At 72.3% G+C, this 13,120-nt stretch carries 11 protein-coding genes; 1 reads left to right on the forward strand and 10 read right to left on the reverse strand.

Going from position 1 to position 13,120, the window contains the following annotated elements:
• Positions 1 to 30 precede the first annotated feature (30 nt).
• From AB0B41_RS03260 to AB0B41_RS03300, 9 genes are all read right to left on the reverse strand, one after another.
• Positions 31 to 1,548 (reverse strand): AMP-binding protein, encoded by a 1,518-nt coding sequence (locus tag AB0B41_RS03260; RefSeq protein WP_358198400.1) that lies wholly within the window; start codon positions 1,546 to 1,548, stop codon positions 31 to 33.
• A gap of 40 nt (positions 1,549 to 1,588) precedes the next feature.
• On the reverse strand, positions 1,589 to 2,767 hold the full coding sequence (locus tag AB0B41_RS03265) for a transporter (RefSeq protein WP_358198402.1): 1,179 nt from the start codon (positions 2,765 to 2,767) through the stop codon (positions 1,589 to 1,591).
• A 9-nt stretch (positions 2,768 to 2,776) separates the two neighbouring features.
• Positions 2,777 to 3,517: a zinc ribbon domain-containing protein gene (locus AB0B41_RS03270; protein WP_358198404.1), complete on the reverse strand. Its 741-nt coding sequence runs from the start codon at positions 3,515 to 3,517 to the stop codon at positions 2,777 to 2,779.
• A 13-nt stretch (positions 3,518 to 3,530) separates the two neighbouring features.
• Positions 3,531 to 4,514 (reverse strand): hypothetical protein, encoded by a 984-nt coding sequence (locus AB0B41_RS03275; RefSeq protein WP_358198406.1) that lies wholly within the window; start codon positions 4,512 to 4,514, stop codon positions 3,531 to 3,533.
• Positions 4,511 to 5,704 carry an SRPBCC family protein gene (locus tag AB0B41_RS03280; protein WP_358198408.1) on the reverse strand — a complete coding sequence of 398 codons (1,194 nt, stop codon included), beginning with the start codon at positions 5,702 to 5,704 and terminating at the stop codon, positions 4,511 to 4,513. Before AB0B41_RS03280 ends, AB0B41_RS03275 begins: the two co-directional genes overlap by 4 nt.
• A 108-nt stretch (positions 5,705 to 5,812) precedes the next feature.
• Positions 5,813 to 6,781 carry a PDR/VanB family oxidoreductase gene (locus tag AB0B41_RS03285; RefSeq protein ID WP_358198410.1) on the reverse strand — a complete coding sequence of 323 codons (969 nt, stop codon included), beginning with the start codon at positions 6,779 to 6,781 and terminating at the stop codon, positions 5,813 to 5,815.
• An 85-nt stretch (positions 6,782 to 6,866) separates the two neighbouring features.
• Positions 6,867 to 7,076, reverse strand: coding sequence for a ferredoxin (locus AB0B41_RS03290; RefSeq protein WP_358198412.1), 210 nt, complete (start codon positions 7,074 to 7,076; stop codon positions 6,867 to 6,869).
• Between the two features lie 34 nt (positions 7,077 to 7,110).
• Positions 7,111 to 7,971, reverse strand: a complete 861-nt coding sequence (locus tag AB0B41_RS03295) for an SDR family NAD(P)-dependent oxidoreductase (protein WP_358198414.1) — start codon at positions 7,969 to 7,971, stop codon at positions 7,111 to 7,113.
• 181 nt (positions 7,972 to 8,152) lie between these two features.
• Complete coding sequence (locus tag AB0B41_RS03300; protein WP_358198416.1) at positions 8,153 to 9,406, reverse strand: cytochrome P450; 1,254 nt, start codon at positions 9,404 to 9,406, stop codon at positions 8,153 to 8,155.
• Between the two features lie 109 nt (positions 9,407 to 9,515).
• On the opposite strand from AB0B41_RS03300, the gene AB0B41_RS03305 reads away from it, so the two are divergent.
• A complete protein-coding gene (locus tag AB0B41_RS03305) occupies positions 9,516 to 10,304 on the forward strand; it encodes a glucose 1-dehydrogenase (RefSeq protein ID WP_358198418.1) in 789 nt (262 codons plus the stop codon).
• Positions 10,305 to 10,357: 53 nt separating this feature from the next.
• Here the strand turns inward: AB0B41_RS03305 and AB0B41_RS03310 are convergent, their stop codons facing one another.
• The gene (locus AB0B41_RS03310) at positions 10,358 to 12,778 is read right to left on the reverse strand and encodes a CoA transferase (RefSeq protein WP_358198420.1); all 2,421 of its coding nucleotides are present in this window, start codon (positions 12,776 to 12,778) and stop codon (positions 10,358 to 10,360) included.
• Positions 12,779 to 13,120 lie beyond the last annotated feature (342 nt).

Here is a 13,120-nt window from a genome sequence, read left to right on the forward strand (position 1 = left end):
ACCCTCGTGCGGGTGAGGGATCCCCGCTGGTCAGCGCACCTTTGCGTAGCGCTCGGAGACGTCCGAGTACTCGTCCCGGATCGCCCGCTTCGAGATCTTGCCGCTGGGCAGCCGCGGCAGGTCGTCGCGACGCAGCACCACGTAGCGCGGGACCTTGTAGTCGGCCATCTGCGCCCCGCAGGCCTCGACGATCGCCGCCTCGGTCACGCCCTCGTCCGCGGTGACGATCGCCGCGGGCGTCTCGCCGAACCGGTCGTCCTTCGCCGCGATCACCGACACCTCGCGCACGCCCGGGATCCGGCCGATCACGGCCTCGATCTCCACCGGCGAGATGTTGATCCCGCCGGAGATGATCAGGTCCTTCATCCGGTCGACGAAGGTCAGCCGACCCTCGGCGTCCCGGACGCCCAGGTCGCCGCTGTGCAGCCAGCCGTCCTGGAAGGCCCGGGCCGTGGTCTCCGGGTCCTGCCAGTACCCGGGCGAGACGCCCGGCCCCTTCAGCAGGACCTCGCCCTGCTCGCCGGGCTCGCACTCGCTCCCGTCCGACCGCACGACCTTGAGCTCGGTGAACGCCGAGCCGCTGCCACAGGAGTCGGGGTGCGTCTCGGCCTCCGACGGCCAGGTGGCCGTGGCGACCCCGCCGGCCTCGGTCATGCCGTAGATCTGGCGGAGCTTCACGCCCTTGCTCCCCCACGCCTCCAGCAGCGGCACGGACACCGCGGCGCCGCCCACGACGGCGGTCTTGAGGTGCGACAGGTCGGCCGCGGCGAACTCCGGCGCCTTCGCCATCACCTCGTAGATCAGCGGGACCCCGAAGATCGTCTCGATCTTGTGCCGGTCGAGCTGGCGGACCGCGCGGGACGGGTCGAGCTGCGCCTCGACGACCAGCGTCCCGCCGAGCACGACCTGCATGACCAGGCCCCAGACCAGGCCGGGGGTGAAGCACAGCGGGAGCAGGAGCAGGCTGCTGCCGCCGGGCCGCAGCCCCTCCTCGCAGAGAGAGGCCTCGAAGACGATGTCGAGCAGCGTGCGGTTGGTGCAGATGACGCCCTTGGACAGGCCCGTGGAGCCGCTGGTGAACAGCAGCGCGACCGGCTCGGCCGGGTCGCGGTCGATCCGGAACTCCTCGCGACCCGCTCCGCGCAACGCGGCGAACTCGGGCAACGGGACGGTGTCGACGCTGCTGCCGAGCTCCCGGGCCTGGTCGAGCGTGCCCGCGAACTGCGGGTCGGCCACGACCACGCGCGCCCCGGAGTCCTGCAGCAGCTTGTGCAGCTCGGCGCCGACCAGCCGGGGGTTGAGCGGGACGAGCACCGCGCCCGCCTTCATCACGCCGAGCGCGACGGCGGCCCACTCGGGGGTGTTGCCGCCGAGCAGCCCGACGCGGTCGCCCTCGGCCACGCCACGCTGGTGCAGCGACCGGGCCACGGCCCCCGACCAGTCCCGGAGGGTGCGGTAGTCGACGGTGTCCTCGCCGAAGACGAGGGCCGTGTGGTCGCCCTTCGTGCGCGCCCACCAGTGGAGGGCGGAACCGACCGACGTGGCCATGGGGTCTCCTCGCGTCGTCGCGACAGTGGTGGGGGTGGTGTCAGAGCACGGCGTCGGAGCCGAACAGCGTGGCCCCGACGGACGGGGCCATCGGGCCCCCCAGCAGGAGGGAGAGCGCGGCGTCGGGTACCTGGTTCGGCGAGGTGCCGCGGATCTGCCGCACGGCCTCGACGATCAGCCCGAAGCCGTGCACGAAGCCCTCGGCGATGTTGCCGCCCGCGGTGTTCAGCGGCAGCGAGCCCGTCGGGGCGATGAGGTTCTCGAACTGCATGACGCGACCGGCGTCCGGCCCGTTCGGCACGAAGCCGAAGTCGATCAGGGACGCGACCGCGGGCCCGGAGAAGTTCTCGTAGACCTGCACGACGTCGACCTCGCCGGGTTTCACGCCGGCGCCCTCCCAGAGCCGCGCGACCATCGCCGGGTGGAACCCGGCGCTGGTGTAGGCGAGGTCGTTCTCCACCGACTCCGACCAGTCCGGCCCGGCCCCCTGCACGCCGGAGAGGACGTACGCGGGCTTCTGCCGCAGCTCCCGGGCCCGCTCGGCGGTGGTGACGAGCACGGCGCCCGCCGCGTCGTTCTCCCGCGAGCAGTCGTAGAGGCGCAGCGGCTCCGAGATCCAGCGGGCGTCGTCGTACACCGCCGGGTCCAGCGGCCTCCCGTACGCGACGGCGTCCGGGTTGTTCTGGGCGTGGTGGTAGGCGGCCTGGACCAGCGCCTTCATCGCCGAGGCCGGGACCCCGTCGACCTCGAGCATCCGCTGGGTGCGCAGGGCACAGATCTGGGCGGGCGCGAACACCCCGTGCCCGGACAGCAGCGGGCCCATGTGGCCCTTGCTGTAGCTCTGCCGCCCGGCGTCGGCCTCGGAGATGCCGCGGTACACGCAGACCATGTCCGCCTGGCCGGAGACGACCGCCGCCGACGCCGCGTTGACGGCCGCGGCCACCCCGCCGCCTCCGCCGCCCCACACCATCGTCGACCAGCGGATCTCCTTGGCACCCAGGGCGGCGCCGATGGCGAGGCCCTCGTTGTCGTCGTTGGCGTAGGAGACGAATCCGTCGATGTCGTGCGCGTCGATCCCGGCGTCGGCCGCCGCGGCGAGGATGGCGTCGCACGTGAGCTGCGCCGAGGTCCGGGTGGCCGTGCCGCGCTTGTGGAACGGGGTGTTGGCGATCCCGACCACGGCCGTGGCGCCGCGGAACGCGCGGTCCCTGCTTGTCATGTCAGTCCCTCACACCAGTCGCCAGCGGAGCAGCGGGTAGCCCTCCGGGTCCGCGGCGGGTTCGATCTCACCCTTGACCTCCGCGCCGATGCGCACGTCCGCGTCGTCGCCGTCGAGCAGCACGCCGAGCAGGCGGCGGTGGCCCGCCCCGGGCAGCTCGACGACGACCACGACGTAGGGCAGGTGGCCGGTGACCTCCGGCGAGAAGGGCTGCCAGGTCCGCGTCCAGGAGTAGATGCGCCCGACCGGGTCCACCACGAGCCACTCGAGGTCGGTCGCGTGGCAGCCCGGGCAGATCGGCCGCGGCGACCAGGTCCACCGGTCGCAGTGCGGGCAGTGCTGCATCCGCAGCTCGCCGTGCCGCAGGCCTTCCCAGTGCGGCGCGTCGAGCCCGTCGTCCGACGGGTGCGCCATCGACGTGCGCGGCGGGGTGTCCGGGACGTTGCGGACCTGCGTGACCAGCCACGTGCCGTCGAGCTGGATCCACCGCGACCGGAAGACCGCCTCGCCACCGGTGCCCGTGTAGCGGATGTGTGCGGAGAACAGGCCGTCCGGGCCCGGCTCGATGTCCAGCAGCTCGGCGGAGTGCATCCCCTCCGGCGGCCGGGCCGAGGCCAGCAGCTGCCCGACACGGTCCGTGCGGAAGTCCGCCAGCACGGTGGCGTTGTCGCCCGCGGCGACGGCGTGGCCGTGCCGCTCGACGACCTCGACCAGGTCGGCCGGAGCGCCCGGGAACTCCTTCGCGGTCACCCTGTCTCCTCGTTCACCGGAGGGCCCATCGGGGCTCGGTCGCCGTGTTGGTCACCGTGTACTGCACGTCCGTCTGATCGTGCATCAGGCCGAGGCTCCGGGCCTCGTGCACCAGCGGGCGGTCCTGCGCGTCGACGGTGATCATCCCGGCCCGGACGCCCGTGTCCCGCAGCCGTTCCAGGCCTGCCACCAGCAACGCCCGCACCAGGGGATCGTCCTCGTGAGCGCGGTCGGCGTCCCGGGTGCAGAGCGCGACGAGCCGGCCCGCAGCTCCCCACTCGGTGGGCTCTCCCGAGTCCGGGTCGACCCACACCGCGCCGTCCGGTGCCTCGGACGGGCCACTGATCAGCAGCTGCGTGTCGGCCGGCGGCTGGTGCCTGCGGCCGCTCGCGGTCCACAGCTCGGCAGCGGCCACGCGCTCGGCGGTGGTGGTCGCCTCGCGCACCTGCGGGCCCCCGGGCTCGGCACCGGGGTCGATCTCGCGCCCCGTTCGCAGCGGTATCACCAGCTGCCAGCGGCGCAAGGCCGTCCTGATCCCGTAGCGGCGGAAGCGCAGCGACATGCGCAGCGCGGCGGGGTGGTTGCCGCGGGCCCACACCTTCAGCGCCCGTACACCCGTGCCGCACCAGCCGTCCGGCTGTCCGAGCTCGAGGCCGATCTTCTCCACGAGCAGGGTGGTGATGCCGCGCGACCGGTAGTCCGGCCGCACCACGTAGGAGACCTCGCCGATCCCGGCGTCCTCGTCGTGCAACGGCTCGACGCGCAGGTAGGCGGCCAGGCTCGGGGCGAGCGGGACGTTGCGGCCCGAGCGCTCGTCCGGCAGGAGCCAGACGAGGAGCTGCGTCGTGCCGGGCTCCGTGTCGTCGTCGAGGGAGAGCTGCGGGAAGCCCGCCTCGGCGTCGGCCTCGGCGGCCTCGTGCAGCATCTCGCGCAGCTCGGCCTCGACCTCGGGCGGGAAACCCTCCCCGCCCGCCGGGTACCACTCGAAGTCGATCACGACGTCAGCTTCTTCAGCTCACGGTGGAAGATCTGGTTGACGTACTCGTTGCGGCCCAGCACCATCCCGCCGGCGTTCGCGCTGGTCATGCCCGCCTGCGAGCTGCGCAGCAGCGGGAAGTCCTCCTGGTGCAGCACGGCGAGCAGGATCTTCCAGTTCTTGTCCCAGATCCGGTTCCAGCGCTCGGAGTCCATGCCGGAGTCCTCGACCTTGGGCACGACCAGGCGCATCTCCATCCTGCACCGGCCCGGGTCGGTGGGGTGCGGGCGGAAGGTCAGCAGCTCGAAGTGGTCCGGCTGGCGCAGCAGCGTGCTGTTGGGCAGCAGGAAATGTGTCTCGGTGACGTACTTCGACAGGTCCTCGTCCGGCGCCGGGGCCTCCTCGAGGAACTTGTCGATGGTCTTGCGCGGCGCGATGAAGCGCGCGTGACGCCCGAAGTCCTCGACCGCCATGACGTTGGTGTGGATGTGCTTCGCGGCGGTGTTCGGGTGCGCGTACTGGATGTGGTAGCCGTCCAGGAACGCGTCCTGCATGATCTTCCAGTTCACCGGCTCGTCGAAGCCCTCGGCCCGCGCGGAGACGAGCTGCTCCATGCCGTAGCCGCCGAGGATCTCGTCCATGTCCCGGCCGAGCCAGGCGGCGACGTCGATCTCGGCGTCGGCGTCGTCGACCACCCAGACGAACCCGTGGCGCTCCTCCGTCGGGAGCTCGATCAGCCCGAACTGCGAGCGGTCGATCTCACCGAACGTGTTGTCGCGGGTGATCGCGCGCAGCGAGCCGTCCGTGTCGTAGGACCAGCGGTGGTAGCCGCACGAGAACAGCCGGCAGCGACCCTTCTCCTGCTCCTCCAGCAGGGCGCCGCGGTGCCGGCAGAGGTTCACGAAGCTCTTGACCGAGCCGTCCTTCTGCCGCACCACGATGATCTTGTTGCGCGGCATCTGCAGCGTGAGGAAGTCGTTCGGCTCCGGGATCTCGCTGCCGTGGCACACGATCGACGGCACGCGCCCGAAGACCGCGTCCCGCTCGCGGCGGGCGGTCTCCGGGTCGGTGAACTCCTCGGCCGTGAAGCCGTTGACACCCTCGAACTCGTCCGTGCTGTCGTTGCGGATGTGGTCGAGCGCCCGCCGGATCCGGTCGTTGCGCGGGGCGTGGGACCTGCGCTCCTGCTGCTCGATGTCCTGGATGGTCATCGTCGCCTCCTGGCTCCGCGCGTCCGTACGACGCGGCTCGGGAAGTCGTTCGGTCGTTATCCTACAGGCATAAGGTTTACCACGCGAGGGGCCGCGCCAAACCCGCTCTCACCGGTCGATGACCAGCTTCTCCGAGGCCGCGCGGGACACGCAGGGGAACATCACGTCGTTCTCCGCCTGCTCCTCGGGGGTGAGCAGCGAGTCGCGGTGCTCGGGCACCCCGCCGAGGACCGTGGACTCGCAGGTGCCACACGTTCCCTCCCGGCAGGATGTCTCGATCGTCACGCCGGCCTCCGCGGCGGCATCGACGATGCTGACGCCGGGCGGCACCGTCACGGTGACCCCGGACTGCGCGAACTCCACCTCGAACGTGCCGTCCTCGGCCGTACTCGGGACCGCCTTCGGCGCGAACCGCTCGACGTGCAGGGCGCCGGACGGCCAGGCCGCGCAACGCTCCTCGACCGCCTCGAGCAGCGCCTCGGGGCCGCAGCAGTAGACCAGCGTCCCGTCGCTCGGGGTGTCGAGCAGCGCCTCGAGGTCGAGCAGCCCGACCTCGTCCTGCGGCTGGAGCGACACGCGATCGCCGTACCGCTCGACGAGCTCGTCACGGAAGGCCATGGACGCCCGGGAACGGCCGCCGTAGACCAGCCGCCAGTCCGCGCCCGCCTTCTCCGCCTCGGCGATCATGGGCACGATCGGGGTGATGCCGATGCCGCCGGCGAGGAACAGGTACCGGGGCGAGTCCGCGAGGGCGAAGTTGTTGCGCGGGCCGCGCACGCGCACCACCCGTCCGACCTCCACGGCGTCGTGCACGTGGGCGGACCCGCCCCGCCCGGCGGGCTCGCGCAGCACCGCCACCTGGTAGCACGCGCGGTCGTGCCGGTCCCCGCACAGCGAGTACTGCCGCACGAGGTCCGGGGCGAGATCGAGGTCCAGGTGGGCTCCCGGTTCCCACTCCGGCAGCTCGGTCCCGTCCGTGGGGCGCAGGGTCAGCCGCACGACGCCGTCGGCGACGGCCTCGCGCGCCGACACCTCGACGTCGATCTCGTGCTCGGGTGCTCCGGTCGTCCTGCTCACGACGATGACTCCTCCGACACGACCGGACCGCCCGGGGGCTCCCACGGGCGGTCCGGCCATCACGAACCTGCTGCCACGCGCCCGGTCAGGCGGACGGCGACTCCTGCAGCGCCAGGGCCCGTTCGGGACAGATGTCCACGACGTGCTCGGCCTGGCCGACCATCCCGTCGGGCACGGGTTCGGTCAGGATGATCGGGTCACCCTGGTCGTCGCAGTCCACGATCTCGGGCGCGGCCCCGTAGCAGAGGCCGTGCCCGGCGCAGGCGCCGCGATCGACCGTCAGGTACCGGTCCATCTCGGGTCCTCCCCGGTCGTTCCTGGTGATGAGGTCAGGCCTGGCCCAGGTCCTCCGGGAACCAGATGGCGACCCGGCCCATGGTGCCGCCGTCGCCGGAGGAGATGACCTGGCCGGAGGTGTAGGCCGCGTCGTCGGAGACCAGGAAGAGCGCGACCTTCGCGTTGTCCAGCAGCGACGGCGGCCGGTCCAGCTTCAGCGGGATCGGGGTCACGGTCTTGTCCCACGGACCCGCGACCTCCTCGTAGGACTGCCCGACGACCGGGGCGCCCGGCTCCATGAGGAAGTTCGGCGACATGCCGTGCGTCGGCGCGATCGCGTTGACGCGGATGCCGTACTTGCCGAGGTCCAGCGCCAGGCCGCGCACCATGGCGTTCACGCCCGCCTTGCTGGCGGAGTACGACGGGATCTGGTGGTACGCCTGCATCGAGGCCGCCGACGACGTCACCAGGATGACCCCGCTGCCCTGCTCCCGCATCGGCTTGGCGACGTGCTTGGCGCAGAGGAACGGCCCCGTCAGGTTCGTCGTGATGACGTGGTTCCAGTCCTCGAGCAGGTAGTCCTCGAACTCGATGTGCTCGCCGCCCGCGACGCTGGGCACGCCGCCGCGGGACACGATGCCCGCGTTGGCCCACATGATGTCGATCTTGCCGAACTCGTCGAGCGCGGTCTGCACGGTGCGCTTCACGTCGGCCTCGACCGTGGTGTCGGCCTGGACGGCGACGGCGGTGCCGCCCTGCTCGCTCACCAGCTTGACGGTCGCGTCCGCACGGTCGCCGTCGACGTCCATCACGACGACCTTGGCACCCTCGGCGGCGAACAGCTGCGACGACTGGCGCCCCAGCCCCGATCCCGCACCGGTGATGATCGCGACCTTGTTCTCGAGCCTCGCCATGACGTGTCCTCCCTGAGACGTCCAGCGGATGGTTGTCCGCGGCCCGGGCCGCTCGGCGGGAGCGGACGGGGCGGCGGCGGAAATCGCGCGCCGACCCACCGGGGAATGGTGATCGAATTGCGGTGCGGCGTTTCCGACCGCCGCACCTTATAGCTTTAGGTTCCGCTTCGTCAATGACCCGTCAGGCCGCGGCGACGGGCGTGAAGAGCAGCGGCAACCGGGCGAACCCGCGGACCTGGCTCGGTAGCACGACGGCCGGGTCCTCCGGATCCAGCCGGTAGTCCGGGATGCGCTTGTGGATCTCCTCCATGGCGATCCGCAGCTCCACGCGGGCCAGGTGCGAGCCGATGCACCGGTGCGGACCCGAGCCGAAGGACAGGTGCCGGTTCGGGGTCCGGTCGACCTGCAACGACTGCGGGTCGACGAACTGCGAGTCGTCCCGGTTGGCCGAGCACAGCAGGAGCAGCAGCTGGTCGTCCGCCTTGATCGTCACGCCGCCGATCTCGACGTCGCGCACCGCGCGGCGCCCCATGGCGATCTGCGCCTCGTAGCGCAGGACCTCCTCGACCGCCGCCGGGATGGCGTCCACGTCGGCGATCACCGCGTCCCGCTGGTCGGTGTTCGTCGAGAGGTGCAGCATCATCCAGCACAGCGTGCCCTGCACGGTGTGCAGACCCGCGATGAGCAGCAGGAAGAACATCCGCGCCAGCTCGTCGTCGGTGAGATCGCGCTCCACCCCCTCCGCGTCCTTGATCCGGGTGTGCATCACGGCGGTGGTGATGTCGTCGAGCTCCTCGCCCGCCTCGGCCGCGGCCCGGCGTGCATGGATGACCTGCATGAAGTAGCCGAACATCTGCATGGCGGCCTCGGTCCGCGAGGCCACGGCCTGCTCGGGGGTGTCGCCCGGCTTGCCGTTCATGGCGATCTCGGTCGCCTCGGTGAACATCGGCGCGTCCTCGAGCGGCCAGCCCATCAGCGCGAGGAACACCGTGGTGGGCAGCTCGTGGGCGAACTGCTCCACGAACTCGACCCTGCCCGCGCCCTGGAACTTCTCGATCAGCTCCACGACCAGCTCGCGGATCCGCGGCTCGAGCGCCCGCATCCGGGTCGGGTTGAACAGCGGCTGCAGCGCCTGCCGGTACGAGGTGTGCTCCGGCGGGTCCAGCTCGATCGGCAGGAACTTGCCCTGGCCGGCGTCGACCAGGTTGTTCGGGTAGCTGGAGAAGGTCGCGGGATCGCGCAGGATCTCGTGCACCTCGTCGTACGCGGTGACGAGCCAGTGGCCACCGTACGCGGGTGACCAGACGATCGGCCCGACCTTCGCGAGCTCCGCCGTCCGCTCCTGCATCCGGTCGACCGGCATGGTGAGTGCGGGGTCGTAGATGTCGAAGTCGACGACGAGATCCGGTCTGACGTCCGCACGCGTGGTGGGCATGGCACTCTCCTGTCGGGTCGCCTGTGACTCGCTGACTTTACAAACGACGAGATGTGTCAGCTGGTAACGTAGCCGAACGGGTGAACGCCGTCGAGACCCAGGAGGACCCGTGCCCGAGATCCCGCCCGCTGCCGCCGGTTCGGTGCTGGACCTGTTCCGCCTCGACGGGCGGGTCGCCCTCGTCAGCGGCGCGAGTGGCGGACTCGGCGCCGGCTTCGCGTGTGCGCTGGCCGAGGCCGGCGCCGACGTGGTGCTCGCCGCCCGCCGGCTCGACGGCCTGGAGAAGACCGCGGCCGCCGTGCGCGAGCGCGGGCGCCGGGCGCTCCCGGTCGCCACGGACGTGACCGATCCGCAGGCCTGCGAGGCGGCGGCGCAGGCGGCCGTCGCCGAGTTCGGCCGGCTGGACGTGCTGGTCAACAACGCGGGGATCAGCACGGTCTCCCCCGCGCTCAAGGAGGACCCGGCGGACTTCCGGCGGGTGATCGACGTGAACCTCGTGGCCGCCTACCAGCTGGCCACGGCGTGTGCGCGGGTGATGGAGCAGGGCGGCAGCATCGTCAACGTCGCCAGCGTGCTGGGCCTGGTGAAGTCCGTGCTGCCGCAGGCCGCCTACGCCGCCAGCAAGGCGGGCATGATCGGCCTGACCCGCGATCTCGCGCACCAGTGGACGCAGCGGCGTGGGATCCGCGTCAACGCCATCGCCCCGGGCTTCGTCGCCACGGACATGAACGCGGGGATGCCCCAGGAGTGGCTCGACCGGTTCCTCGCCACCGGCTCGCTGCACCGCCTCGGCACCCAGCGGGAGATGGACGGCGCGATGCTCTTCCTCGCCTCTCCCGCTTCGGGCTACGTCACGGGCGCGACGCTGGCCGTCGACGGCGGCATGTCGGGCCACTGAGCGAACGGTGCTCTCGTTCACCAGAGGTGAGCGAGAGCGCCGTTCGTGCCCGCTCAGGCCGGCTCGTCCGACAGCCCAGGGTCGTCCGGCGGGGGCTGCAGCACACCGGAGCGGACGATCCCGTCGATCTCCCGGTCATCGTGCCCGAGCAGCGTGCGGATGATCTCGCGGGTGTGCTCCCCCGGCGTCGGAGCGGGGCCTTGGTCCGGGTCGGCGATGCTCGAGAACCGGGCGATCCGCGCCGCCGCCGGGACCGGCGCGGACAGCAACGGGTGCGCGAGGGGGTGGAAGGAGTCGCGCGCCACCAGCTGGGGGTGGGTCAGCTCGTCGGGCAGCCGGAGCATGCCCGCGACGGGGACGCCGGCCGCCTGCAGCAGCTCGGCCACCTCCTCGGGGGCCCGCTCGGCGGTCCACGCCGCGAGCTGCTTCTCGATCTCCTCCCGGCGGGCGAGCCGGCCGTCGAGAATGCGCAGGTCCGGCTCGTCGGGAAGCCCGGTGACCCCGGCCAACCGCTGCCAGTCCTGGTCGTCCCGCACCTCGATCACGCACCACTCGTCGTCGCCGGCGCAGGGGAAGACGCCAGCGGGGACCGCTCCGGTGCGCGCGTTGCCCTCGGCACCCACGGTCCCGGGGTGCAGGGAGGCACGAGCCAGGGTCGGTCCGAGCGCGACGACGGCGACGTCCGCCTGGGCGATCTCCACGGCCTGCCCCGGCCCGTCCGCACCCCGCCCGATCAGCGCCGCGAGCGCCGCGACGGCGCCGACGTGCCCGGCGACGTGATCGGGGTAGACGGTCGAGCCGTCGCAGAAGGCGGCCGGGTCGCTCGCGTCGCGGTCCGGGTCGCGCCAGAGCGCGGAGACCCCGCAGGAGGCCCGCACCAACGGTCCGTACCCCATGCGCGTGCGCCAGGGGCCGCGACCGCCGAAGGCGCTGCTGTCCGACACGACGATCCGCGGGTTGATCTTCGCGAGCTCGGCGTGCGAGAAGCCGAGGGACTCGAGCGTGCCGGGCTTGAAGTTCGCCGCGATCAGGTCCGCCTGCGCCACGAGCTCGCGGAACAGCGGCGCGCCCTCCTCGCTGCGCAGGTCCAGGCCCAGGCCGCGCTTGTTGCGCTGACCCCAGGCGAAGGAGGCGTTCATGCCGCCGCCCTTGCGGGTCTGACGCAGTCCGTCGGGGAACGCCGAGTTCTCGACCTTGATCACGTCCGCGCCCTGGTCGGCGAACAACCGGCCCAGCTCGGCGCCGAACACGATCACCCCGAGGTCGAGCACCCGCAGTCCGGCCAGCGGCCGCGCATCCTCGTCGAGGGCGGGCAGGCCGAGGGCAGGCTCCTCGCGGGCCTCCGCGCGGTCGCCGAGCAGCGCGTCGTGCTCGCCGAGCCGGGGCGCAGGGGTCCGCAGACCCGCGCGGACGCCGTCGACCGACACGTACCCGGTGGGCACCCGGGCCCGCAGCCCGTCGCCGAGCTCGGCGTCGACCAGGGTGCCGGTGACGGTGAAGTGGTCCGCCTCCAGCACCTCGTCGAGGGTCAGCATGCCGGCGACCGGGATGCCCCGGCGGCTGCCCTCGAGCGTGAGCTCCTCGCGGGTCCGGTCCGCGAACAGGGCGGCGATGAGCGGGTTCAGCCGGTCGGACGCCTCGAACCGGGCCGGGATGGCGTCGTAGCGCGGATCGGCGAACTCCTCCGGTTCGCCCAGCCACTCGAACATGGCCCGCCACTGCCGCTTGGCCAGCAGGCAGATCCGGACGTGCCCGTCGGCGCACGGGTAGACGGGGTAGTAGTTGGCGGCGTCCGGGCGGTCCCTGGGGAAGGTCTCGGACCGTCCGGCCGCCGCCGAGCCCTGGGTGCCGAATCCGGGGTCGAAGCCGTGCACGACGGCCTCGAACGACGAGACGTCGACGTGCTCGCCACGGCCGGTCCGGATCCTCTTGACATGGGCGACGAGGGTGGCCCACGCCGCGTGGACGCCGACGGTCTGCGCGACGAGGCCCGCCGGCGGCAGCAGGGGTGTGCCCCCCGGCAGGCCGGAGCGCGAGAGCACTCCGCCGGCCGCGGCCAGCACGTCCTCCGTAGCCACCCGGTCGGCCCACGGGCCGGTGCGGCCGAAGTCGGTGATCGACACCACGACGAGGGCGGGGTTGGCGGCGTGCAGGTCCTCCGGGGTGAGTCCGAGCGCACTCGCCTCCCGCTCGTGGAAGGACTCCAGCACGACGTCCGCGGCACGGGCCTGGCGCAGCAGCTCCGCCCGGCCCGCCGGGTCGGTGAGGTCGAGGACCACGCCGAGCTTGTTGGCGTTGCGCAGCGCGAACCCGATGGCGTCGCGCCGGCCGCGCGATCCGCCCGGCGGCTCCACGCGCACGACCTCGGCACCGAGATCGGCAAGGAAGCGGCCGCAGGACTCGGCCGCCCCCTCGGTGAGGTCCAGGACACGCAGCGCGCGCAGGGGCAGCGTCGGGGACGACTCGGGCGTCATGCCAACCCTTCCGGTATCGGCGGCACCGCCGCCGTGCTGTCATGGGGCGAGCGCACCTCAGCGGAGCGCGTGCCGGGCCGTCCGTCTGCGGCGGCGCTGCGGGCCGTGCCCACAGCCGGGCCACACTCGGCCGGTGACCGGCGGGGTCGGCCGGCCGATCAGCCGGACGAGTGAGCGATACAGAGTGACCACGGCCATCCTCTCATCGTTGATACAGATGACGTAATCTGTTTCTAACAGTACTAGGTTGAAGTCCGCGGCGGCAATCGGCCCCACGCGCGTCACACCGCGTCGCGGCCTCCGCCCCCTCATCACCCCACCGGCGGTCGCCGCCGAGGAGGA

The sequence above is a fragment of the Pseudonocardia sp. NPDC049154 genome, from assembly GCF_040648315.1.
Lineage (GTDB): Bacteria > Actinomycetota > Actinomycetes > Mycobacteriales > Pseudonocardiaceae > Pseudonocardia.